This window comes from Ruegeria sp. TASC047, from assembly GCF_059612445.1.
On sequence record NZ_JBXWQP010000028.1, the window covers coordinates 176,187 to 200,004 of the forward strand.

22 protein-coding genes and 3 pseudogenes are annotated in these 23,818 nt (G+C 55.0%); 10 read left to right on the forward strand and 15 right to left on the reverse strand.

Annotation, left to right across the window (positions count from 1 at the left end; all coding sequences use genetic code 11):
• Positions 1-28: 28 nt before the first annotated feature.
• Positions 29-1,300: a transcription termination factor Rho gene (gene rho, locus AC2FLO_RS07665; RefSeq protein ID WP_267364726.1), complete on the reverse strand. Its 1,272-nt coding sequence runs from the start codon at positions 1,298-1,300 to the stop codon at positions 29-31.
• Positions 1,301-1,422: 122 nt separating this feature from the next.
• Positions 1,423-1,872, reverse strand: a complete 450-nt coding sequence (locus AC2FLO_RS07670; protein WP_209506877.1) for a CopD family protein — start codon at positions 1,870-1,872, stop codon at positions 1,423-1,425.
• 404 nt (positions 1,873-2,276) lie between these two features.
• Here AC2FLO_RS07670 and AC2FLO_RS07675 point away from each other — a divergent pair, with 404 nt between their 5' ends.
• The 4 genes from AC2FLO_RS07675 to dnaQ are packed head-to-tail and all read left to right on the forward strand — an operon-like array spanning position 2,277 to position 5,011.
• Positions 2,277-2,876, forward strand: coding sequence for a Maf family protein (locus tag AC2FLO_RS07675; RefSeq protein WP_496753268.1), 600 nt, complete (start codon positions 2,277-2,279; stop codon positions 2,874-2,876).
• Positions 2,873-3,706: a shikimate dehydrogenase gene (locus AC2FLO_RS07680; RefSeq protein WP_496753269.1), complete on the forward strand. Its 834-nt coding sequence runs from the start codon at positions 2,873-2,875 to the stop codon at positions 3,704-3,706. The genes AC2FLO_RS07675 and AC2FLO_RS07680 overlap by 4 nt, the downstream gene beginning before the upstream one ends.
• Positions 3,703-4,296, forward strand: coding sequence for a dephospho-CoA kinase (gene coaE, locus AC2FLO_RS07685; protein WP_496753270.1), 594 nt, complete (start codon positions 3,703-3,705; stop codon positions 4,294-4,296). The genes AC2FLO_RS07680 and coaE overlap by 4 nt, the downstream gene beginning before the upstream one ends.
• The gene (gene dnaQ / locus AC2FLO_RS07690) at positions 4,289-5,011 is read left to right on the forward strand and encodes a DNA polymerase III subunit epsilon (protein WP_267364721.1); all 723 of its coding nucleotides are present in this window, start codon (positions 4,289-4,291) and stop codon (positions 5,009-5,011) included. Before coaE ends, dnaQ begins: the two co-directional genes overlap by 8 nt.
• 24 nt (positions 5,012-5,035) lie before the next feature.
• Here the strand turns inward: dnaQ and secB are convergent, their stop codons facing one another.
• Both secB and AC2FLO_RS07700 read right to left on the reverse strand, forming a co-directional pair.
• Complete coding sequence (gene secB, locus AC2FLO_RS07695) at positions 5,036-5,536, reverse strand: protein-export chaperone SecB (RefSeq protein ID WP_209506872.1); 501 nt, start codon at positions 5,534-5,536, stop codon at positions 5,036-5,038.
• A gap of 60 nt (positions 5,537-5,596) precedes the next feature.
• Positions 5,597-6,091, reverse strand: coding sequence for an FxsA family protein (locus AC2FLO_RS07700; protein ID WP_480587051.1), 495 nt, complete (start codon positions 6,089-6,091; stop codon positions 5,597-5,599).
• Between the two features lie 108 nt (positions 6,092-6,199).
• Between AC2FLO_RS07700 and AC2FLO_RS07705 the strand changes: the two genes are divergently transcribed.
• Genes AC2FLO_RS07705 through AC2FLO_RS07715 form a run of 3 tightly spaced genes read left to right on the forward strand, consistent with a single transcriptional unit; the run spans position 6,200 to position 8,486 of the window.
• Positions 6,200-6,862, forward strand: coding sequence for a Tim44/TimA family putative adaptor protein (locus AC2FLO_RS07705; RefSeq protein WP_209506870.1), 663 nt, complete (start codon positions 6,200-6,202; stop codon positions 6,860-6,862).
• Positions 6,859-7,899, forward strand: a complete 1,041-nt coding sequence (mltA, locus tag AC2FLO_RS07710) for a murein transglycosylase A (protein ID WP_480538396.1) — start codon at positions 6,859-6,861, stop codon at positions 7,897-7,899. The genes AC2FLO_RS07705 and mltA overlap by 4 nt, the downstream gene beginning before the upstream one ends.
• Positions 7,899-8,486: a Smr/MutS family protein gene (locus AC2FLO_RS07715; protein WP_496753271.1), complete on the forward strand. Its 588-nt coding sequence runs from the start codon at positions 7,899-7,901 to the stop codon at positions 8,484-8,486. Before mltA ends, AC2FLO_RS07715 begins: the two co-directional genes overlap by 1 nt.
• On the opposite strand, the gene AC2FLO_RS07720 is transcribed toward AC2FLO_RS07715, so the two are convergent.
• The 5 genes from AC2FLO_RS07720 to AC2FLO_RS07740 form a co-directional block, all read right to left on the reverse strand.
• Complete coding sequence (locus tag AC2FLO_RS07720) at positions 8,483-9,703, reverse strand: MFS transporter (RefSeq protein ID WP_496753272.1); 1,221 nt, start codon at positions 9,701-9,703, stop codon at positions 8,483-8,485. The genes AC2FLO_RS07715 and AC2FLO_RS07720 overlap by 4 nt on opposite strands.
• A complete protein-coding gene (locus AC2FLO_RS07725; RefSeq protein ID WP_496753273.1) occupies positions 9,700-10,800 on the reverse strand; it encodes an alpha/beta hydrolase in 1,101 nt (366 codons plus the stop codon). The genes AC2FLO_RS07720 and AC2FLO_RS07725 overlap by 4 nt, the downstream gene beginning before the upstream one ends.
• Positions 10,801-10,953: 153 nt before the next feature.
• The gene (locus tag AC2FLO_RS07730; protein ID WP_480898707.1) at positions 10,954-12,648 is read right to left on the reverse strand and encodes a Na/Pi cotransporter family protein; all 1,695 of its coding nucleotides are present in this window, start codon (positions 12,646-12,648) and stop codon (positions 10,954-10,956) included.
• A gap of 4 nt (positions 12,649-12,652) precedes the next feature.
• Positions 12,653-13,450: an inositol monophosphatase family protein gene (locus AC2FLO_RS07735; protein ID WP_496753274.1), complete on the reverse strand. Its 798-nt coding sequence runs from the start codon at positions 13,448-13,450 to the stop codon at positions 12,653-12,655.
• 365 nt (positions 13,451-13,815) lie between these two features.
• A complete protein-coding gene (locus AC2FLO_RS07740) occupies positions 13,816-14,682 on the reverse strand; it encodes a glycosyltransferase family 2 protein (protein ID WP_496804277.1) in 867 nt (288 codons plus the stop codon).
• Positions 14,683-14,899: 217 nt separating this feature from the next.
• Here AC2FLO_RS07740 and AC2FLO_RS07745 point away from each other — a divergent pair.
• A pseudogene (locus AC2FLO_RS07745) lies at positions 14,900-15,163 on the forward strand (transposase); the annotation flags it as partial.
• A 265-nt stretch (positions 15,164-15,428) separates the two neighbouring features.
• Here AC2FLO_RS07745 and AC2FLO_RS07750 read toward each other — a convergent pair.
• Positions 15,429-16,375, reverse strand: a protein-coding gene (locus AC2FLO_RS07750; RefSeq protein ID WP_496753276.1) for an IS630 family transposase whose coding sequence is annotated in 2 segments (ribosomal slippage) — positions 15,429-16,043 and positions 16,046-16,375 — 945 coding nt in all. Because the reading frame shifts where the segments join, the coding sequence is not laid out codon by codon here.
• Between the two features lie 129 nt (positions 16,376-16,504).
• Here AC2FLO_RS07750 and AC2FLO_RS07755 point away from each other — a divergent pair.
• A pseudogene (locus AC2FLO_RS07755) lies at positions 16,505-16,786 on the forward strand (integrase core domain-containing protein); the annotation flags it as partial.
• A gap of 85 nt (positions 16,787-16,871) precedes the next feature.
• Here AC2FLO_RS07755 and AC2FLO_RS07760 read toward each other — a convergent pair.
• The 5 genes and pseudogenes from AC2FLO_RS07760 to AC2FLO_RS07780 all read right to left on the reverse strand — a co-directional run.
• Positions 16,872-18,086, reverse strand: coding sequence for a hypothetical protein (locus AC2FLO_RS07760; RefSeq protein ID WP_496753277.1), 1,215 nt, complete (start codon positions 18,084-18,086; stop codon positions 16,872-16,874).
• A gap of 95 nt (positions 18,087-18,181) precedes the next feature.
• Positions 18,182-19,330: an ATP-grasp domain-containing protein gene (locus tag AC2FLO_RS07765; RefSeq protein WP_496753278.1), complete on the reverse strand. Its 1,149-nt coding sequence runs from the start codon at positions 19,328-19,330 to the stop codon at positions 18,182-18,184.
• Positions 19,327-20,391 (reverse strand): Gfo/Idh/MocA family protein, encoded by a 1,065-nt coding sequence (locus AC2FLO_RS07770; protein WP_496753279.1) that lies wholly within the window; start codon positions 20,389-20,391, stop codon positions 19,327-19,329. The genes AC2FLO_RS07765 and AC2FLO_RS07770 overlap by 4 nt, the downstream gene beginning before the upstream one ends.
• Before the next feature lie 19 nt (positions 20,392-20,410).
• Positions 20,411-21,574 (reverse strand): DegT/DnrJ/EryC1/StrS family aminotransferase, encoded by a 1,164-nt coding sequence (locus AC2FLO_RS07775; RefSeq protein WP_496753280.1) that lies wholly within the window; start codon positions 21,572-21,574, stop codon positions 20,411-20,413.
• 174 nt (positions 21,575-21,748) lie between these two features.
• A pseudogene (locus tag AC2FLO_RS07780) lies at positions 21,749-21,934 on the reverse strand (transposase); the annotation flags it as partial.
• A gap of 262 nt (positions 21,935-22,196) precedes the next feature.
• On the opposite strand from AC2FLO_RS07780, the gene AC2FLO_RS07785 reads away from it, so the two are divergent.
• Entirely contained in the window at positions 22,197-23,354 is a 1,158-nt protein-coding gene (locus tag AC2FLO_RS07785) for a rhamnan synthesis F family protein (RefSeq protein ID WP_496753281.1), read from the forward strand.
• Positions 23,355-23,818 lie beyond the last annotated feature (464 nt).

A 23,818-nucleotide genomic window follows, 5' to 3' on the forward strand; every position in this document is an offset into this window, starting at 1 on the left:
AAGGCCTCGCTGGGGTCTAAGACCTGTGTCAGGTGTTCATCGAATCGAAGAACTCGCCGTTTGTCTTCGTCTGTTTCAACTTCGACAACAAGAACTCGATTGCGTCGGTGGTGCCCATCGGGTTGAGGATACGGCGCAGAACGAAGGTCTTGGCCAGATCGCCCTTGTCGACCAGCAGGTCCTCTTTCCGAGTACCGGATTTGAGGATGTCGATCGCCGGGAACACGCGTTTGTCTGCAATCTTCCGGTCCAGAACGATTTCCGAGTTACCAGTACCTTTGAATTCTTCAAAGATCACCTCGTCCATCCGGCTGCCGGTATCGATCAGCGCGGTGGCGATAATGGTCAGCGATCCGCCCTCTTCAATATTCCGGGCCGCACCGAAGAAGCGCTTGGGCCGCTGCAACGCATTCGCATCCACACCACCGGTCAGAACTTTACCCGAGGACGGAACAACGGTGTTAAACGCCCTACCAAGTCTTGTGATCGAGTCGAGAAGAATAACAACATCTCGTTTATGTTCGACCAAACGCTTGGCCTTTTCAATGACCATCTCCGACACGGCCACGTGACGCGTTGCGGGCTCATCGAAGGTTGACGACACAACCTCACCCTTAACCGAGCGCTGCATGTCGGTCACTTCTTCCGGGCGTTCGTCGATCAGCAGGACGATCAGATAACACTCCGGATGGTTCTGTTCGATCGAATGCGCGATGTTCTGCAGGATCACGGTTTTACCGGTCCGCGGCGGTGCCACGATCAGCGAACGCTGACCTTTACCGATCGGCGCAACCAGATCGATCACGCGCGCCGACTTATCCTTGATGGTGGGATCTTCGATTTCCATCTTCAGACGCTCATCCGGGTACAGAGGCGTCAGGTTGTCGAACAGGATCTTGTGCTTGGCCTTTTCGGGATCTTCAAAGTTGATCATGGTGACTTTGGTTAGAGCGAAATAACGCTCATTCTCATCCGGCGCCTTGATCTCGCCTTCGACCGTGTCCCCGGTCCGCAATGAGTGCAGACGGATCATATCGGGCGAGACATAGATATCATCAGGGCCCGGCAGATAGTTCGCCTCTGGCGAGCGCAGAAAGCCGAACCCGTCCTGTAGCACTTCCAGTACGCCATCACCGCCGACGGTCCAGCCATCATCGGCACGTTCGCGCAGAATCTGGAACATCATTTCGCCCTTGCGCATGGTCGAGGCGTTTTCGATCTCCAGCTCTTCGGCCATGGCCAGAAGGTCTTTGGGACTTTTGGCTTTCAGGTCGGCCAGATTCAGGGATTCATTGGACATGATACATACCTTCACCGCTGAGAACGCGGCTTGAAGTGGAATTTCAGTACGGAAAATACGCCGCCCGGACGGGCGTGTTGTGATCTACATAAGCGCAGCGCCGTTCGGAGTCAAACAGGCGTTCAGAACTTCAGAATGACCGCTAGAACGATGGCAACCATCAGAATGGTCGGAACCTCGTTCATCATGCGATACTGCCGCCCAGTGAGCTTATTCTGGCCTGCCAGGAAATCCTTCCTTCGGGCCATAAGCCAATGGTGGAACCAGGTCATCGCGATCACGCCCGCACCTTTGACCCAGGGCCATGCAAAATCCCATCCGACGATCCCCGGTGTGAACACCATGATCAGCCCGCATACCCAGGTTACAACCATCGCGGGGCGCATGATCACCCGCAGCAGCTTGTCTTCCATTTCAAAGAAGATGTCTTGCGCGCCCTCTACGGCCTGCGCTTTTTCGACGTGATAAACAAACAGTCTGGGTAAATAGAACAAGCCCGCCATCCATGAGATCACGGCCATGATATGTAATGACTTCACCCACGGGTAAATCGTGAAAAGAAGGTCTGTCATACCGGCTCCGAACGTTGTTCGGGACTCTCCCTAATAAAAAAATAAGAAAAGAAAAAGGATGATGGTTTTGTAGGGTGCCAAAAATCCGTGGATTACTTTTTTACCCTAGCGTTTTCCCCAAGGGGACAGAATACCTGAGATCGCCAGTGATTCTGTTGACAGTGGAAAATTAATATAAAAATCAAATATTTACAATGGTTCTGCCATACTTGATCTGTGGATAACCCGATGGGTATCGCTGGATAGATCTGTTATCCCAAGAGTTGGAGTTATCCTTGCCCCAACAGGATGAGATTTGAGCGACTCGGGGATCTTTGCCACAAAATTCCCGGGGTTGCGTGTCAACCGGAAAACCATACAAAACACCCCAGAACTCTCATCGATTTGCACACGGGGTTTTCCACATGTCTGTCCCCATTCTTCTGGCTTCGGGATCCGTTATTCGCGCGCAGTTGCTAAGGAACGCAGGTGTGCCGTTTGTGGTTCAAACGGCGCGCGTGGATGAAGAGGCGGTCAAAAGGGCGTTGCTGGCAGAGGATGCCGCACCACGCGATATTGCGGATACGCTGGCCGAGATCAAAGCGCGTAAGGTCAGCGACAAGAACCCCGGCGCCATGGTGATCGGGTGTGATCAGGTGCTGGATTTCGAAGGGCAGCTTCTGTCAAAGCCCGAAACCCCGGAACAGGCACTGGCCCAACTGAAAGCCATGCGCGGCAAGCGGCACATGCTTTTGTCCGCAGCTGTGATCTATCAGGACGGTGAGCCGATCTGGAGGCATGTAGGGCAAGTGCGTTTGCGGATGCGGGCCAGTTCTGATGCCTATCTGAAAAACTATGTTGCGCGGAACTGGGACAGCATTCGCCATGCCGTCGGAGCCTACAAGCTGGAAGAAGAAGGCGTTCGCCTGTTCGCCACCATTGACGGCGACTATTTTAACGTTTTGGGTATGCCCCTGTTAGAGCTTCTCAATTTTCTGGCTGTCAAAGGGATGATCGAGCAATGACGGACAATCGGGTTCCTTTGGCCGGAGTGATTGGGCATCCCATCGGGCATTCGCGCTCTCCCAAGCTGCACGGGCATTGGTTAAAGACCTATGGGCTTGCCGGGCATTATATCCCGATGGACGTCGCCTCTGCTGATCTGGAGACTGTGCTGCGAACCCTGCCCAAAGCGGGCTTTGTCGGGGCCAACGTGACCGTTCCGCACAAAGAAGCGGCGTTGAAGATCGCAGATCATGTTTCTGATCGCGCAACCGTGATCGGTGCTGCAAATACGCTGGTGTTTAGAAATGATGGTTCGATACATGCAGATAACACCGACGGGTACGGGTTTATGGAAAACCTGCGCAGCGGCGCGCCTGACTGGAATGCGATAGATGGCCCTGCGGTTGTGTTTGGTGCCGGGGGTGCTGCCCGTGCCGTTTTGCAGGCCTTGTCTGATGCCGGGGTGCCGGAAATCCTGTTGACCAACCGGACGCGCGCCCGCGCGGATCATCTGAAGGAAGAGTTCGGCCAACGCATTCGCGTGGTCGATTGGGTTCAGGCGGGAAATGTCATCGAAAACGCCGAACTGGTGGTCAATACGACCTCACTGGGGATGCAGGGCCAGCCAGAGCTGCGCGTGCCGCTGGATGGGTTGCAGCCCGGTGCCGTGGTTACGGACCTGGTCTATGCCCCGTTGAAAACCCGCCTGCTGCAAACTGCCGAGGAGGCCGGATGCACCACAGTCGATGGTCTCGGGATGTTGCTGCATCAGGCCGTTCCCGGGTTTGAACGCTGGTTTGGGGTCCGCCCCGAAGTAGACGCGGATACGCGCGCGGCGGCCCTGGCATGAGTTTTGCGCTTGGCCTGACAGGCTCAATCGGCATGGGGAAAAGCACCACAGCGCAGATGTTCGTTGAAGAAGGGTGCGCATTGTGGGATGCGGATGCGGCAGTGCATCGGCTGTATGCTATTGATGGAGCAGCGGTTGAACCAATGCGGGCAGCCTTTCCTGATGCGATACTTGATGGGGTGGTCAGCCGAGACGCGTTGAAACGGATTATCGCGGATGACCCGGCCACGTTAAAAACGATTGAGGCGATTGTGCATCCACTGGTCGCTGCTGACCGCGTAGAATTTCGCAAAAGCGCTACAAGCGACATCCTGGTGTTCGATATTCCGCTTTTGTTTGAAACGGGCGGTGATGCAGCAATGGATGCGGTGGCCTGCGTTTCGGTCCCGGCCGAAGACCAAAAGCGACGCGTTATGGAACGGGGCACGATGACCGAGGCGCAGTTCGAGCAGATCCGCGCCAAACAGATGCCGAACGATGAAAAATGCGCACGGTCGGATTTTGTGATCGTGACCGATACTCTGGACCACGCCCGCGCGCAGGTGCAGGATGTGGTCAGGCAGATACGGGCGGGGATGGCACATGCGTGAGATTGTACTGGATACCGAAACCACCGGGTTTGACCCCGAAAGCGGGGATCGGATCGTGGAAATCGGCGCCGTTGAGCTGTGGAACCACGTTGCCACCGGTGAAACCTATCACGTCTATATCAACCCCGAACGCTCGATGCCGGAAGAGGCGTTTGGCGTGCATGGTATTGGTCCCGATCTGCTGGACACCCCGCGCCCGCCGGAAAAGGGCGAAGTGACGCTGAAAGACAAGCCGGTCTTTGCAAAGGTTGGCCATGGGTTTCGCGAATTTGTTGGCGATGCGCGGTTAGTGATCCACAACGCCTCATTCGACATGAAGTTCCTGAATGCCGAGCTGAAATGGATGGGTGCCCCGCTTATCCCGATGGAGCAGGCGTTGGATACTCTGGCAATTGCCCGTAAACGGTTCCCCGGTTCGCCAGCGTCACTGGATGCGCTGTGCCGTCGCTTCAATATCGACAACTCGAACCGTGTGCTGCACGGCGCGTTGCTCGACTCGGAAATTCTGGCCGAGGTTTATCTGGAATTGATCGGTGGACGGCAGCCTGATTTTGGTCTGTCGACATCCACATCTTCTGCGGACGGAGGCAGCGATGATTGGCGAGCCACACCGCGCAGCAGGCCATTACCATCCCGGATCACCGAGGATGAACGCGCAGCACATGAAGCTTTCGTTGAAAAACTGGGCGAGAATGCCTTGTGGACCCGCGCCTGATCCGGTCAGGCACGGGTCAAAACCTTACGCGTCGGCTTTTTGGGCTTGTTCGGCCTGACGGCGCATCAACTCGTTGCGATAGAGCGCGACGAAATCGATATTGTCCAGGTTGACCGGCGGGAAGCCGCCATCGCGAGTGATGTCGCTGACGATGCGGCGCAGGAACGGGAACAACATGCGCGGGCATTCGATCATCAGGAATGGGTGCAGCTGATCTTCCGGCACACCTTCCACGTGGAACATACCGCAATAGTCCAGTTCGCACAGGAACAGAATGTCATCCATGCCTTTGGCTTTGGATGTCAGGTTCAGCTTTATCGAAACTTCGAACTGATGGTCCGCCGCGCGTTTTTTGGCGTCCAGATTCACCTGAACGGCGATTTCGGGTTGTACGTCTCCGGAAACGCCCTTTTGCGCCATCACGTTTTCAAAGGACATATCGCGGATGAACTGCCCCAGAACACGCATCTGAACCTGCGGGGCGGCTTGGGCCGCAGTGTTTTCTGCAGCGTTTTCTTCGGCCATGGATCTACTCCAAAAATGAAATTCGCCACTGCTTAGCAAGTTGGGCGCGGCACCTCAATGCTAGTGGGGACCTTCCACCCATTTCGAAGGCTTCGAGGGGTCTTTTTTTGGCCGAACTTCGGTGAATTCCCCATCGATGATATCGCCCTGATCGAACGGGTTCCCCCGGGTTTGATATCCGGGGCCCGGCCCCATCTGGAACTGGGTCACGGTAACCTTGGATTTCAGATAGCGGAAAACGGCGATGCGGACACCGGGAACTAACAACGCAAAACCAACGGCATCAGTGAAAAAGCCCGGTGTCAGCAACAAAGCGCCCGACAACAGGATCATTGCCCCATGGGCCAGCGGTTCGGTCGGATCGTCCAATTCGGCAAAGGACCGTTGCAGCTGTCCAAGCGCCATGCGACCTTGTGTCCGTACCAAAACCGTGCCCAGAACCGCGGTCAGCACTACGATGGCAAGTGTCGGCCACAACCCAATCAAACCACCAACCTGAATAAACAGCGCGATTTCGATTATGGGCACCAACAAAAATGCCAAGAACAGATACATTTGCGTTATCCTTTCCCTTAGGCCGGGCTGTGGACTTGCCACTCACTGTCACCTACATAGTGGCATGAGGCCGTGTATACAAAGTCGCGGCGTTGAAAAGAGAATGAAATGAGCGACAACCCTATGATCCAGCTCCTGGTCCTGGCCGGAATTGCCATTTTCCTGATCCTGCGCCTCAAAAGCGTACTGGGCACGCGTGAAGGCTTTGAAAAACCGCCTGTGCAGCAACAGCCCGAAGCCCATAAATCGCGCCGCGGTTTCGAGGTGATCGATGGCGGCCCGGATCATGACATTACCGATCATGTCGCCGAAGACAGCGAACAGGCGCAAACTCTGGCTGCGATGAAACGTGTCGAGCCCGGTTTTTCGGTCAGCGAGTTCGTTCAGGGCGCGCGCGGTGCGTATGAGATGATCGTGATGGGGTTTGAAAGGGGCAATCTGGATGAAATCCAGCCTTTCCTGTCGGAAGAAGTGTTCGAGACTTTTGTTTCGGTCGTGGCAGCGCGCGAAGATCAGGGCCTTACCATCGAGGCTGAATTCATTGGCGTACGGGAAACCACCCTGACGGATGTGAAATTCGACAAGGATACGAACCAGGCCGAAATCACGATGAAGTTCGTGGGGGAGCTGACCTCGGTCGTTCGGGATCGCGGAGGCGACATTGTCGAAGGCAACCCGAATTCCGTGAAGCGCCAGAAGGACAGCTGGACCTTTGCCCGTGTCATGGGCAAGGACGATCCGAACTGGCTGCTTGTCGCCACGGACGCATGATTGCAACGCTTCGGTCGCTTTTACTGGTGGGTGCAATGACCATCGCCAGCGCTGCCGAAGCCGAGGCAACGCGATCCATACTGTCGTTTGACGATCTGCAGGGCTGGGCCGAAGATGATCACGGCGCGGCCCTTTCCGTTTTTCTGAACACGTGCGGTGATCTGGATGATCCGGATTGGCGCGCCTTGTGTGGTGTGGCCAGAACATATGAACCGGATGCCGCCCGCGCATTTTTCGAGTTATTCTTCCGCCCTGTTCTGGTCGAGGATGACAAAGAGGGCCTGTTTACCGGCTATTTTGAACCCGAGCTTGACGGCGCGCGCACCCGGACAGATCGTTTCAAATACCCGATCTACAAGATGCCGCCCGAAGCCCGTGCCGAAGGACCATGGCTGAGCCGTCGTGACATCCTCACCGGTGATGTGATGCAGGGCCGCGGGCTAGAGATCGCCTGGGTGGACGACCCTGTCGAGCTGTTCTTTCTGCAAATTCAGGGCTCGGGGCGCATTCGATTGTCGGATGGCGGTGCGCTGCGGGTTGGATATGGTGGTGCGAATGGTCACCCCTATCGGTCGATCGGTGTTGAGCTGGTGCGACGCGGGGTTCTGGGTGCGCATGAGGTCAGCGCCCAGATGATCCGCGCCTGGGTGCGCAAGAACCCCGAGGCCGGTGCCGAGTTGCTGCTTCACAACCCGTCCTACGTTTTCTTTCGCGAAGTCTCGCGTGTTGCCCCCGAATTTGGACCTTTGGGGGCGATGAACCGGTCGATCACGACAATGCGCTCGATTGCGGCGGACCCCGCCTATACGCCGTTGGGCGCACCTGTTTGGGTGGAAAAGGACGGTGAAAACCCGTTGCGACGGCTTATGATCGCGCAGGACACAGGCGCGGCCATCAAAGGCGCGCAGCGGGCCGACATCTTTTTCGGTACCGGTGAAGAAGCCGGGCAGGCTGCGGGCAGGCTGAAAGATCCGGGTCGAATGGTTCTGTTGTTGCCTATTCAGCGCGCCTATGCCCTGTTGCCGGATGAATTCTGATGACCCGGCGCAAACTGACAACCGATGAGATCGAGCTATGGCGCAAGGTCACCAAACAGGCCGAGCGGCTGCATCCGGACTGTCCGCAGACCGTCCATCCGACCACCCTGCCGAAGCCCAGACCCAGAAAAACACCAAAACCCAGGTTTGAGGTGTTTGAACTTGGTCAGAGCCTTCAGCCGAAACCAAAGCCAAACGATCTGAAGCCATCGGTGACGGATGCGCTGCGTGCCGCGCCTGTTCAGATGGATATCAAGGCTTTTGGCCGGATGAAGCGTGGTAAGCTAAAACCCGAAGGCAAGCTGGATCTTCACGGTATGCGGGTTGATACGGCACATCCTGCGTTGATCCGCTTTATCCTGAGCGCACAGGCACAAAGTAAACGACTGGTTCTGGTGGTAACCGGCAAAGGCAAGGACCGCGACGAACCCGGCCCGATTCCGACGCCGCGCGGCGTTCTGCGCAATCAGGTGCCGCATTGGCTGTCCATACCGCCGTTGGCGCAGGCGGTGATGCAAATCACGCCCGCGCATATCAGCCATGGCGGCGAGGGTGCCTATTACGTCTATCTCAGGCGAATGCGCTAAAGATCCCGACGGGCGCGGGAAATGCCGGTTCGGACCAGAACGCATACCAGTACGAAGAATACGCCAATCCAGATGAACTGCGTATTCAGCGAAATGCCAAGGTCAATCAGGACGCCGGTCAGGCCGGGGCCTATGGCTGATCCAAGAACCATGACAGCCGCGGCCATCGCCTTGATCGCACCGATATGTCGGGTTCCATAGAATTCGGCCCAGAATGCGCTGGGTAATGTGCTGTTTGCCCCAACGGTCAAAGCCAGGAAGACCAGCCCGAGGGTTGCGCCGCTGATCGAGTTTGTCATGCCCAGAATGACGAACCCAAGTGCGATCGGAAGCTGATAGTAGGGCATGATCCGGGCGGTTCCCCATTTATCCAGCGCCCAGCCTGCGACAAACATAGAAAACAGAGATATTCCGGTAAAGATCGGGAACAGAGCCACCAGTTGGATATGCTGCCACCCCTTCACATCAGCCAGATAAACCTGATGGAAGAAAAATGCGGTGATGAATGCGGATGGCCCAAGCACTGATGGCACCATGAACCAGAAAAGGGGGTGGAACAGAGCGTCCCGGCGGGTCCAGTGTTTTCCCTGCATTCCCGATGCTGAAAACGCGTTGGCAAGGCTTTGCGGGGTTCTCTCCTCGCGCAGCAGCCGCATCAGGATCGGAATACCCAGCGCCGTGATGCCCGCCGCGGCAATCCACAGCCAGCGCCAATCTAGATAGACCATGGCGCCAACAAAGATCAGCGGCAGCAACGCCTCGCCAAGCGCATAGCCGGTGGACGCGATGGAAAGCGCTTTGCCCCGCGTAATCGTGAACCAGCGCGCCATTGCGACCACGGCAAGATGCGTGCTCATCCCCTGTCCAAATAACCGCAGCAGAAAGATCACCGACGGTAACAGCAGCAGCCAGGTGTTCAGCGCCATTGCAATGGCGGCCAATGCCAGTCCCGCCAGCACAACCGGGCCCAAAACCCGTACGCGGTAGATATCCGTCAACCCTCCGGCCCAGACCATCACGACGGCGGACAGGGTCGTGCCCAATGTATATAACCCGCCCCACGCGCCGTGGCTGAGGCCAAATTCAGAGCGGATTTCACCAGCAAAGACCGAGATGAAAAAGGTCTGCCCGAAACTGGACAGAAATGTCAGCAGAACACCGGTCGCAAGCCAGGTCGCATTGTCCGCAAGAAATCTGTGCAGGGAAACCCGCGTCACGGATTACTCACCTGGGCTTGGCCGGTTTCAGTCAGCACGATTTCTGTTGCACCAGCAGGATTGCGCTGGCTTGGCGGCACGAGAATGTCGATCCCGCGCCGGTCATCTCTGTCAAAGGTTTCGCGGACCCGGCGCACGGAGCGGAGGATTGTCAACAGGGCCGGAGAGGTGGCGGCCACAAAATGGGAAGATTCCGCATCGCTGTTGAAGGCAGTCGTATCCACGATTTCAATCGGATATTCGGATAGCTTCTCGGCCGATCCGATATTGCCCAGCCTTTCACCATCGGCGGTTCCCCTCAGCCGGCCTGAAATGTTCAGGATCTTATCTTTCTTGGACACCATCACGACAAAAGGGTCAGGAGGATTTTTGATACTGTTCATCTGCGACCGAAAAACATCCACATCCAAATCGGGCGAGATCAGAATAAGGCCTTCCAGATTTCGCTTTGCCCAGCCCGGCTGCTTCAGTTCGGTTTGCCGTATCATCTCCATAGCCAGCGCGCCGCCCATTGAGTGCGCCACAAGGGCTACCCGCCTGACCCCCATCGATTTGAGAAGACGAATGGTTTCTTCCAGCCCATCTCGGGCAAACAACATGCTGTCCAGATCATAGGCATAACCATAGCCTGTCGCGCGGCTTGGCCATGAATAGACAAGGATCTGACCGGGAATACCAATATCATGCGACAGCTGAGCAGCCCGGAACAATGTCTCTGTCTGAGTGGAGTTATAGCCATGCACAAAAATTGTAACTTCGTCAGCCCCACTCAGCCTGTCCTTCAGCTGTTGCGGCCCGCTTAGCTGATCGACCTCTGCCAGTACGAACTGCTTTCTCGGGTCAGGGTTTGCGTATGAGAATTTAAGGCTTCCCGGTGAACGGCCCGGTGGTATCGACACGGTCGTTTCCAGAAATTGCAGGCGTTCTGCGCGGCGGAATCCATACGCGCCATCGGGATCGCGTGCACGTGTCGTAGCCGCAAAAACTGTTTCAGGAGTTCCGATTTCCAATGCGGATGGGGTCGTTTCGGATACAGTCCGGTCAACACATGCCGCCAGCACGACCGGACACAGAATGAAGATTAAGAAACGCAGCACGGACAGCCCCCAGCAACAAATGCCGACACGCTATCTTATTCTAATCTCGCGTCCAGCATGGCGACGCGAAAAGCGGCAGAAAACGGCCCGAGCGGTTACAATCTGTAACAGACCGTATCCGTACGAAACCGATCTCTGCCGGTGCTGTTGGACCTAGACCTCCGTATCCTCGTCCTGTTCCTTGTGCGGCATTTCTTCGATCAGGCGGGTTTCCAGCAATTGCCCGTTCCGATACAGGATCGGATAGGCCACTGCGGCGATGTGGCTGTTGAATTCACGGAACGCGCGCAGGGTTTCCAGGTGGATATCGCTGGTCTCAAAGCTTTCCGTACTGCCGTGCTGCAAGCGTTTGAGGTGGCGTTTGCGGCTGTCACGCTCGGCCCGTTTGATTTCGGTTTTCTCAAGGCTCAGCAGACGGGCGCTTTCCAGATCGTCCGAGATCAGAACGTTTGAGGCCAGTTTGAGGTTGGCCAGGATGCCTTCGTGCATCTCAACCAGTTCCGACCAGCCCTCTTTTGAAAATGAAGCGCCCTTTTTCCGCATGTCGCCCGCCAGAACAGTCAACCGCTTGGCAACAACGTCGCCCGCAGTTTCCAGACGGATTGCGTATTCCATCAGGTCGCGTGCCACTTTTGCGTTCTGCTTTCCGAATGTCTCCTCGGGAATGGCGGCCACGAATTTTCGAATACCCGACAGGCAGTCGTTCACATCTTCGTCCATGTCCCTTACGGCGCGTATCTGGTCCTTGTCGCCGCTGCGGTACAATTCCAGTGACGGGCGGAACATCGACTCGACCAGATCGCTCATCCGCAGCAGTTCACGCTTGAGGCTGGACAGCGCCTGAGACGGGCTGCCGGCGGTGCGCACATCCAGCGCGCTGGCCGGGCGACCTGCCTGGGCCAGCGCGTTCGCAGATTTCGGGTCCGGAAAAAACTGCTCGAACGGCGCGCGCAATCGCCCGCAGAACGGCAGTGCCAGCAACAGCAACGAGGCATTGAATGCCAGATGCGCATTGACCAGCATCTGACCGCCCTGCAAATCCCCCAGAACACCGGCACGCAGTGCCGCAGTCGCCGCGAAAAGGGTGACTATCGCCCAGCTGCCGCGCAAGGCCAGGTTGGCAAAGGGTATGCGCCTGGCGGGCATTTCCATCCCCCTGCTCAGCCAAACAGGTATGAAAGCTGAACCGAAATTGGCCCCCAATACCAGCGACAGCCCGGCGGCAAATGGGATTGCGCCGATCTGGACCAGCGTCACACACATCAGGATCGCCGCGACCGAGGAATGCATAACAAAGGCCAGCGCGCCGCCGACCAGAAACGCTGTAATATAGTCGCGCGCCAGATACTCGGCGACGGCAGGCAGAAAGGCACTGTCCCGGATCGGGTCCATGGCTTCGCGCAAAAAGCGCAATGAGATAAGGATGAACGCAATCCCCATCAGGATGCGCCCCAATTGCCGGGGCTTCTTGGCCTCGGTTTTGACAAACAGATACCCACCAACCGCCAGAAGCAACGGTATCAGCCAACCCAGCTGGAACGACAAAACCTGAATGATCAGCGCCGAACCGAGATCAGCGCCCAGCACGATTGCAAGACCGGTGGGAAAGGTCAGGAACCCCCCGGCAGCAAACCCCGATGTCAAAAGGGCAACCGCCGCGGAGCTTTGCAGAACCACCGCCATTACAATGCCGACCATTGACGCCTGCGCGTAATGGCTTTGGCCCGTCATGAGGCGCTGGAACGAAGCCCCATAGCTGCGCTCGATCCCTGTGCGAACCATCCGCACTGCATAAAGCAGCAGCATCGTGGCTCCGGCCAGGCTGATGAGAAAGCTTACAATCGCCATGATCCTACCCGTTCACCAAATCCAGCATTTCCCCGTGCAGCTCGGGTGTTGCCGTTGAAATCACCCGGCCGTCAGAATTCAGGTCAAGCGGCCGCCCCCCCCAATCTGTCATCACTCCACCCGCAGCTTCAACCACGGCCAGCACTGGCAGGTAGTCATAAGGCTGAAGGTCATAGTCGATCACAGCATCCACATGGCCCGCCGCCAGCAGGGCATGGGGGTAGCAATCATAGGCGAACCGTCTGGTCTGTCCAGACTGCATCAGCTTGTCGAATAACGCCGGATGATCGCGATAGATCTTGTCCCCTTCGTTTACAAAAAGAATGGACTGATCCAGCCGCGTTTGGGTCGAAGTCGTGATCTCACGGCCATTCAACGTGGCGCCCCGGCCAACAACGCCGGTAAATACTTCATTTATCGCTGGCATGCCGATCACACCGATATCCGGTTTTCCGTCAACCAGATGCCCCAACAGAAATCCAAACAGCGGATGCCCTGACAGGAACGACCGGGTTCCATCGATCGGGTCGATGATCCAAACCTCGCGACAATCCTGACCCTCGAACCCATGTTCTTCGCCAAAGACGCCGTGATCGGGGAAATGCTGTCCAAGATAGGCGCGAACCTGTGCTTCAACACCCTTGTCGGCCTGTGTCACCGGGCTTTCGTCCGACTTGAACTCAACCCCCAGCGCACCACGAAAATACCCCCGCGCTGCTTCGCTGGCCAGGTCAGCTATCTTTACCGCATGAGACAGCAGGTCGGTGCTTTCATCGGTCTGTGACGTCTTTGGATTCAGCATTCGATTCTATCCTGTTTAGCGATGAGGCGCGGGTATTTGAGGCGACAAGTTAGAAAGCCCCTTGTCGGCGTCGGTCTGGGCAGAGCCCAAACAAAAGCTCTTTGGTGCTCACTTTTTGTCTGAAGTGAGTCTTGCTGCATCGAGGGCCTTCAAATTCCACCACAAGTTTCCACAGTAATCCCACAAAACCACCCAAATACAACAGAAAAATCTTGAATTACCTCGTACCCAAGATAAATGTGTGGATTTTGTGAAATAACACGTCGACCGTTTTAGGCGGAATCAGGCCAGTTGTCTGCAAAACAGTCATACCCCAATGTCAGAGGCCCGTTGGAGGTTAGAAAGCTTGAAAAAAGCCGTGCATCTTAATCGTGCTGTTTGCCCGAAGTCGATGAAGACAAGTTCCGCGTTGACCATACAGCCCGCAGAAAAGCCACCTGTTTGGCGCGTTTTCGTTTTGAAAACAAAACCAGAGGTGAAGCCACCTGCAGCAAAGCACTTATCAACGCATTCAAAAAAGGAGCTGGGCGTTTGTGTTTGCGTGCCGCGTAAACACGCGAGCGACCCATATGCCAGGCTTTGATCGCGGCGACCTTTGGGTTTCTAGGAGAAGACTCGCCCCCAATATGGGTTACTTCAGCTTCGGGAAGGAAAAACAAAGGCCCCACTTGTTCATCCAAGCGCAGACAGATGTCGTCATCTTCATGGTATAAAAAGATATTTGCGTCGAATCCACCGACCTTCTCGAAAGCAGACCGGCGCACAAGCAATGCTGCGCCGGACAATATAGGAACCTGCAGATCAGTGTCGGCTTCAATACCGCGCAACCATTTTTTACGTGGTAGCAACACGCTGGATCGTTTCAGCAACCCTTTGCCAGACTTTTGGGTAAATGCCGGATTGAACGCTGAGGCAGTTTTGTGACGGTCTGCACCGGCCAGCAACTTCTCCAAGCTTCCCTTCAATAAGCGCGCATCTGGGTTCAAAAACAACAAGAACTCGGTCTCGGCCCCAGCCGCACCCTGGTTACACCCTACCCCAAACCCCATGTTCTGGTCGTTTAGAATGAGTTTGGCGTTTTTGAGCTGAGCAAGCCGTTTAAGTTCTTCCAAATCTCCCGAGCCGTTGTCGACTAGCACTATGGGAGTGCCATCGGGAACCGACGCCAGCATTTGAGGAAGAGTGCTGGCGCTGTTATAGGTTACACTGATAATCGTAACACGCGGTTCCAATGCTTGTCCGTTCGTCGTCAGCTCGCAACTTCGATAAGTTCAAGCCAGTTTCGAGTTCGCCCTCACATTAGAAGACTTTCCTGGCAAGCTTGATCGACCCCAAGTAAGTGGTCCGGTTGGCATCGTCAAGTTACTGACTGTTGGTTTTGACCCCTAAAACTGGCCCGAACTGAACGCGAAATTTTGGTTATAATTCTGGCACGAGAGGAGTGTACCGATGCCGAAGAAACGATTTAGCGATAAACAGTTTGCCTTTGCCTTGAGGCAGGCGGAAGCGGGAGCGACGGTCGGCAAGATTTGTCGAAAGATGGGGGTCGCGGAAGCGACGTACTATCGCTGGAAGAAGGTCTATGCCGGGATGGGCGTGTCCTAGATCTGTCGTCTGAATCAGTTCGAGGATGAGAACGGAAAGCTGAAGCGCCTTGTAGCCGATCTGTCCCTAGACAAGACCATGCTTCAGGATGCTCTGCGAAAAAAGTGGTGAAGTCTGTTCGCCGCCGCGAGGTTGTCCGACACTATCAGCATGTGTTCGAGGTGTCGGAGCGTCGGGCCATGGGCTTCGGGCGCGCTTTGGCGATATTAATTGCAACCAAAATAGGCTCGGATTGTGCAATACTGGCATCGGTCACAGTTGGTCTCCCTTGCGGTGTGGATTGTGCACTGTAGGGACCTGAGCCCGGCTATGATCACCTGCTGCACAATTTAAGGGCCGCACAGGCATTCATAGCCTCTAAAGTGCCCCGCCTTTAACCTGAGACATACGCGGCAGCCTTGAAGTAGTTCCAGCATTCTTGAGGTGAGTATAGGTCGCAGACTTCGGCGATGGCCTCGAACATGTCGGTGAACGTCCTCGCACCGATGCGCCGGAGGTGGGCCTTGAGCTTGGAAAATGCCATTTCGATGGGATTTAGGTCCGGGCTGTAGGGCGGCAGGAAGAGGAACCAGCAGCCTGCGTCGCGCATCGCCTTGGCAGCGACAGCGTTCTTGTGGGTGGCGAGGTTGTCGAGGATGACCACGGTGCCGGGAGTCAACTCTGGGACCAACACCTTTTCGACGTAGGCCGCGAAGGCCGGACCATCCATCGCACCTTTGATGACCCATGGCGCGATCACGGAATCAGCGGTTAGGCGCGCAATGAACGTCTGCGTCCGCCATGAGCTGAAGGGAGCGTCCATGATCAGGCGATCCCCACGCGGTGCCCAGCCCCGCAAGCGGACCAGGTTCGTCTTCACCGATGTTTCGTCGATAAAGACAACACGTTCAGGGCCGGCCGACACGGCCGGAATGCGATGCCGGAACCAATCGGCGCGTTGTTGTCTTACCTTGGATCGACGGCGTTCGGCGGCCACCAGCGACTTTTTTTGTGCGTGTAGCGGAGCTTGCGAAGGAACTTTCCAATCGCGTTCGGGTGCGCCCGCACACCGGTCGCGTCATGCAAGGCAGAGGCCAGTCCCGGCATCGTAATGTCGACATCCTGCGCAATCACTTCAGCAAAGAAGCTGCGATGCGGGTCGAGCTTGCCCTTGCCCTTGGGACGGCCTTGCGGGGCCGCGCGGGCCCGCCCGGTACGGCGGATCGCAAGCACCCACCGCGCTCCAGTGGCAGGTGAAAGCCTCAAGCGCAATGCCGCCGCGCGCCCGCTTAACCCTTCTTCAATCAATCTCTGAAACCGCGCCCGAAGCGCATCCGGCAAAGGTGCTGACTTGATCCATCCTCCCAAAATGGATGAATCACAAATCAGGCTTCAAAGGAACCCCTACGATTCAGGTTTCTGGCGGGATGCTTTAAATCAACGTCATTCCGAAGGTGTTAGGGGCCTTAGTTTGCCGGACGACTTCTCGACCAATGCGCGTACCTGAACAAGGTAGAGCTGGATTTTTCCCGGCCCGGAAAACCAACGGACAATGCGTACATCGAGGCGTTCAACAGCCGCCTGCGCCAGGAATGTCCGAACGCGTCATGGTTCCTGCCTATGGACGACGCGCGAACCCGGATCAACAGCTGGAGAGCCGATTCCAGCGAAACCTGGCCGCATTCATCGCTCGGAAACTTGACGCCGAGCGACTTTGCAGCCCAACTGAAGGAAACCCGAAAGGTCGCATGAAGACCGGACCAGAAACGGGATGGCGTCCACATCCCTCTTGTGACACTAAATTAGTGGTAATGCTTTATGGGGTTAAGACAGGGGGCTACGTGTTGGGAAACAAATCAAAGTCGCGAAATGTCAACTTTTTTACGCAGCCAACATATTCATCATAATTGTACAGCTTATCATGATGTTCCTTGAAATTCTTGCTTAAGGATTCGTAAAGAACTGGGTCGGCCGCAAGTCGTCGCATTCTCAACTCTAGTTCTGCAACCATTTCCTCTTCGGTAGAAAAGATGTTATAAAAATTCTGAAATTCTTCCGACGGAAAGAACTCTTTTCTGTAAATGGTCAGACCAATACCACCCTGCTGAATAGGCTGAGTGACGTATCCATCAAAGCCCTCACCAAACGAAATAGAAAACTGGCATTCGGTTGCAAGTTGCATGTATTTGTCGAATGACATCCCACGGATCTCAACCTTCTCGTAGTCAGGAAATTTTTGTTCGAGAACTTTGAGGCAAGCATCGCGGTGATCCGCCTTATCATTCGAGTATATGATGAGCTTCTTTTTTTCCTCAAACGTCGATGGAGGATAAGGCGTTAGATCCGTGTATGCCGGCAGCAGAAGCGTAGGAAGGTTGAAGCGATCAGCAAATTGCTGTCCAAAATAGGCGTGGTGAGCGACGGACTGAGAGACTTCCGCAGTGAGGTCTCTTAGTTTCGCGAAACTCGCTGCCTCTGGCATCAACTCAATATTCTGGTTCATTATGTTGATGTATAGCTTCTTTCGATTTTTCAAATACTTGATCAGATCTTCGGATAGAAGATCGTAGAAGGTGCCCGCCGCATACTCTGGAATGTGCAGGTAAAGTTCCTCAACTTCATTAAAGAGAAGGATTTGATCGAACCGAAGGACTGTCTCGGCGTTGCGGAAAGCACTCAACCTAATGTAGGTATGCCCAGTTTCGTTCGGCCGTGTCATGACTAACACGTCGTAGCCGTGGAGGCTCTTCATGGCATGCATGTGTTTAGCAATCGAGAAGAATGAATATATCCCGCCACTCATATCGTTGTGCTCTGGCACGACCATGACCATAAGGCGCTTTGATTTTTGCACTTCTTTGTCCACCAAGAAGTCTTGCGCGCGGCGACAAACCGCTACTTCGCTGCAGTTCCGAAGTGCGATTGACTCAGTTTCATACTGTGCATTTGGGTGGCGGCCCAGAATTCGCTGCCTTATCTTTCGACGCGCTGCCTTGTTTGGGCCAGCAAAAGCCGCAATGTTGGCAAGGAGCTTCATCATTTTCTTTTGCATCGTGAATTCCAAGTATCGAATAGAGATTTTTTTGAGTAATCATCCAAGTTTGGCTTCAATCGTCCAAGGACTTCAGAGCCTTTGGCGCTTCAGTCTTACCTCATATGGCTTCGATAGGCTTGGCGAGAGAAGAACCTTTCGTGCTCGATAGCCAATGCCTCGCCAGACTGCAATTCCAGAAAAACAAGCGCAACCCGGTCGATTTGGGTCGAATGGGGTGTTTCGCGCCCGGTAGCCGCCAGCGGGTGGAATTCCAGCGCTGATGCGGGATTAGTGAACACGATCCCCTCATAGTTGCCGTGGTCCGCCGTGACCGTATGCCTCAGGATATGTCTTGACTTCTGCGCTGCTGTGGGTGCCGAACGGCCCAAAAAATACGAAGCATAGCGTGCCGCATAGGGCTTGCCTGTGCTCAGTTGCACCAGCCAAGGGTACAAATCACCGGGGCAACGGCGGCTGAGCTCGATCAGCATAGGACTTTCGCCATCCCAGATGAACTGCGCATGTAACAGCCCGTCGATTAGCCCAAGATGCCGGGCCAACTGTTCGATACTGTCGCGCAGGATCGCGATGCCGACGGCAGGAAAGTCGGTCCGCACATGCGAAGTATCCACCACGTAGGGTGTGACCGACCCATCCTCGCGCACGATGGTGGCATCCACCACCTGCTGCGCCTCCAGAAAGCAGCTGTAGCTGTACAATTGGCCATCGACAAAAGTCTCGATTATTGCTTTGCCACTGCGGCTTTCCGATTGGGCAAGAGCAAGGGCACGTTTCGCAGCCTCAAGATCGGTGCCGTCAAATACAGCAATTCCGCGACCACTGAAAGAGTCGGTCGGTTTGGCGATAAACCGGCCCGGCAGCGGGAAATCCTGCGACCGCACTTGCCGTGGGGCCGGCAGGTCAAGTTCGACACAAAGGGAACGAAACCGTCTTTTGTTGGCCAGCTGGTCGTAGGTGTCGGGCGCATCGAGGCGTGTATCGGGGACATTCAAAAGAAGCGCGGTCTCTATCGAGATATCGGTACACCCGGGGACGATGTGACGAATATTCAGTCGGTCCACATAAGATTGAACCGTTTTCGGGTCATGATAACTTTCGCCGATGTGCCGATCGAGGTTGCGGCGGGCCAAAAGATCACCAGGACGATTACCCATAGTCCACACGTCAAAACCTTGATCGAGCAGCCAATCATGAATCGGCCGCGCCGCGAAAGACGCATCCAGAAGCAGGACACTGGTCATGCCATACACTCCGCAATGGAGACCGAGTTGCCGGTTTCTGCCGCGCGCTGGATGGCCTCGACCACCACCATGTTTAAGTAGCCGTCACGAACGCTGACGATGGCGCGCGCCCTGCCGCGCGCAACCTCAACGAAATGTCGGAGCTGTAGCACCAGGGGGTCGGCCCGATCGATCGTCAACCTGTCCTCGCTGAACGCTTCCCACCATGATCGTACTCCGGTTCCATTATAAGTGCGTATCTGCATCGAGGGGAAATCGAGAGACCCCATGGTGCCAGCAAAATGATAACAGTCTTGATCGTGATAGAACGGATAAGCAGGATTCTCACCGGCAGTCATTTCCCAGCTCTTGCTACTCGCGCTGGCGTCTGAAAGCACGAAAGTACCCAGGGCGCCATTCGCGAAAGAAAGAGTTACGGCGGCGGTGTCTTCGACCTCGAAACCGCGCGCCGCCTTGCTGATGTGGGCCGTAACACGCTCGATCTCGCCGAAGAGATGGCGCATTATCCCGATCTCGTGAATGAGGTTAATAAGGATCGGCCCACCGCCCTTGCGCGTCCTCCACGGCCCGGCGACGAAGTAGTCATCGGGCTTGTAGAACAGGGCGGCTCCCTGCAAAGCAACGGGCCGGCCGAATTGCTCAGACGACAAGAAGCTACGCGCCACGTTTAGGAGAGGGCTGTAAGTTCGGTGATGCCCGACGAGAACAGGAGTTCCCTTTGCCTCAGCCAAGGCAACCAACTGCGCCGCACAGTCAAGAGTCTCGGTCAGCGGCTTTTCAACCAGGACAGGCACGCCCGCCTCAATACAAATCGCCGTTTGCTCGAAATGCGCAACGTTAGGCGAGCTGATTATCGCCGCGTCTGTCGGCGTTTCATCAAGCGCCTCTTGCAGTGAGCTGAAACGGGGAACGCCGCGGTGAGCGGCAAATTCATTATTCTCGTAACGATCAGGCGCTACAATAGCCGTCAGGGTGGTATCAGGGTGCTCTTCGAGCAGCGAAGCGTGTTTGCGACCGATCAGGCCTGGTCCAGAAAGTAAAACTCGCAGCGGATCTGCCATTGTTAGTCCTTTTCCAATTCTAGGCCGTGCGTCGCAGATCTGCGAGTTCAGCAAGAACCTCTGCGATAATTCCAACGTGGTGCATCAGGACTCCGGAGTGGAAGGGAAGGCAGAGGACGCGGTCCTTTACTGAATCAACGACCGGTACATCACGAGTGCTTGCGATTGGCCAGTCCCGGTAGCAATCGAAGTCAGTACAGATCGGCCAAAAGTAGCGGCGAGAAAAAATATTTTGCAACTTGAGCCGTTCATAAATTTCATCACGTGTTGCGCCGTATACGTAAGGGTCCACGGTAAGCATGTAATATTGCTCAGACTGCACAACACCACGCTGAAAAACTTGGTGCTTCAGACCCGGGATTCCTTCAATGATCGCGTCATAGTGTTTACGAAGCGCTTGGCGTGCGGCCACTTCGGAGTCAACAATTTCAAGGTTACAAAGCCCCACCGCCGCGTTCAGTTCGCTCATCTTCCCGTTAATGCCAACCAACGAAACGGATTGCTCGTTTTCAATTCCAAAATTACGGACCAGTTGGATTCGACGTGCCCATTCCGGGTGGCGTGTCGTGATGAGTCCCCCCTCAAACGTGTTAAACAGTTTCGTTGCATGAAGAGAGAACACACTGATGTCGCCCATCAACCCGACCGGGGTGCCTTCGCAAGAAGCGCCGAATGCATGCGCTGCGTCGAAAACCAACTTCAGTCCGAAATTATCGCACAGCTGTTGCAGCGCAGCGTGATCACACAGTGTGCCATAAACGTGTACACCGACAACCGCAGAAGTTTTTTCCGTTATCGCAAGCTCTGCAGCCGCTGGATCCAACGTCAAGGTCGTCTCATCGACATCAGCAAAAACGGGCTTGAGACCGCAGGCTGTAATGGCATGAGCCGTTGCAGCGAAAGTAAGGGGCGTGGTGATCACTTCCGATCCCGGGGGTAAGTCGAGGCTGAGAAGCGCGCACTGCAGGGCTGCTGTGCCGTTGCAAAAGAGCTTTGCCACCGGCACTTTGAGGCGCTGGGCGAGCACATGCTCAAGCTTATTTTGAAGAGGGCCCTCATTTGTCACGATCTTTGACGCCCACATATCTCTCATCAGTGCAGTCATGGCTTCAAAATCAGGCATCAGGGGCTGCGCCACATAAAGAGGCCGGCGCACATCGAAATCGTTATCCGAGTCTTGCATTTCTTTCCCATTCCATAATGCACAGGGACGCAACTGTCATCTACCGAGGGTTGTCGCGAAGAGTACAGTTTCATCGCCGTGAACGGTACTGTGCTGCAAGAAGAATTTATACCCAAGGTTCAATTGAGCGAGAAATTGCGGGATCTCGCAAAAGTCGATCAGTTTGTGATACACATTCTCGCGTGGAAGGTCCAGATCGTCGTCGGAAACAACATCAGTGTCGCGATGTGCCGTAACCCATTTGTTAAGCGTCGACAGACCAACGCCCAAATCAGACGCAACCTGCTTGCGTGTCAGTCCGCTTGTCAGCGCTATCCGCACTGCATCGGCCCGGAATTCGTCCGTAGGTTTCACTCCTATAGTTCGTCTCTTTTGTTGCAATAAATGCAATCAAAGGAGCGGCATCACACCGCGACAGGTCCAGATGGGTTAGGCCTCGTATCATACCTCCGTGCAACTTCGTCTGCGGTTTTCCTGTACATCTTCAGGGGTTTTGAAAGCGACGAGCATGTGTTAGTGAACCAATCAGTATCAGTTGAGTCATTGATCAATAGTGCGGCCCCTTTGTGACCACCTAGTCAGCTTGGAAGTTTAGATCGAAATGATATTGGGGCGAGAGTGAATGAAATTACCGCCGTTGTGGAAAATTCGGCGCGAATTGATGCGGGCGGGACGCAAGTTCATGCAATTGCCTGCCGAAATCTTGCGGCATGTCTACCTTCGCCGGTATTACGATTGGGTGCTGTCTCGCCAGGTAAAACGTTTTCAAGGCGAGTTGACGTTTGGATCAGAAACCGGAATTTACCTTATCTTTCCGAAAAACGGAGTCTTACCCTCGCATCTGCATGCTTTGGACCAGATGGCTCAGGCTAGCATTTCCCCGGTTGTCGTATCCAATCTACCACTCAGCACTTCAGACTTGGCTGTATTAAAACAGAAAGCTGCACTTATTATCGAACGCCCGAATTTTGGGTATGATTTCGGCGGATACCGAGATGGCGTACTGGAATTGGCCAACCGTTTTTCGGAGCTGACCCGGCTTTGGCTCATGAACGACTCTGCGTGGCTCGTTCCTCAGCAACGTAGTTGGTTTGAAGACGCACGCGATTTAAACGTGGATTTTGCGGCTGCCACATCCAACTATGCCATGCCTCGGGTCGATCCGGCTGATTTTCGAGATATTACGTGGACTTTTCAGGTGACACACCGGAACTTTCATTATGCGTCATATGCGCTTGGTATCGGGTCGGCCATTTTAAATAATCCTGATTTTGTTCGGTATTGGCGCAAACTCGAGATACGCAATGATAAAACAAAGACGGTGCGTAGGGGCGAAATTGGTTTGTCACAATGGGTTCTGAGGCAAGGGTATACACATCGTGCCACCTGTGAGGTCGACTTGCTTGACCGCGAACTGGAAACTCTGACGGACAAGGAAGTCGATGATATTGCGCGTGAGCTTATTATCCCCGGCGATGTTGCGCTGGACGCGGTCAAAGCACGTGTTCTGAACCTTGATGCGCACAGTCCGGAGGGGCGTTCCGATCGCATTGCTCTTATCCTGACCACAGTATCGCGCTATGCCTGCGCCTATTGCTTGCCAGCTTACACCTTGTCTTACCGCGGTTTTCAATTCCTCAAAAAATCCCCTTTGTGGCTCTCCCCGAAAGGGGCTGGGTTAATGCTGGTTATTATTTCTCGAATCCAAGGACCTGTAGGTCAGGACATTCAAAAAGAGGCATCCGGAATAGTACGCCAGGACGCAGAAGCTCAAGCGTAGTGCTTGAGAAGATTGCTAGGTTTTCAATTGCGTTTGTGAGGAGCGAGACCGAGCACACATTCCTGTGCTCGGATGGGTTTTGGCGTAGTTAATTTATTGACCGCTCCCGCTGTTTGTTCTTCTTCATCGAACCGACTGTGGTTTGGGTGTCTACCACCATGCATGGAATACCGCGCGAGAAGAACAGGTGGCTGGACGCGTTAGCCTCACCTCCTAAATACCGCTTGAAATCCCCACGAACTGCCAAAGAGCCCCGGCCGTAATTCTCGATGAAGCTCAACGACTAGAACGCCTTGAAGAGCGACATGTCCAGTCGCTGGGTTGCAAGCTGTCAATCATCAAAGATTGCTGCCTTCCATTCCTGCAGCAACGTTTGTCGGGTTTCACCTAATGACTGAGCAGGTTTTTGAGGTATTTACCGTATTCGTTTTTGCCGAATTTGCGGGCGCGGGCTTCGAGGTCCT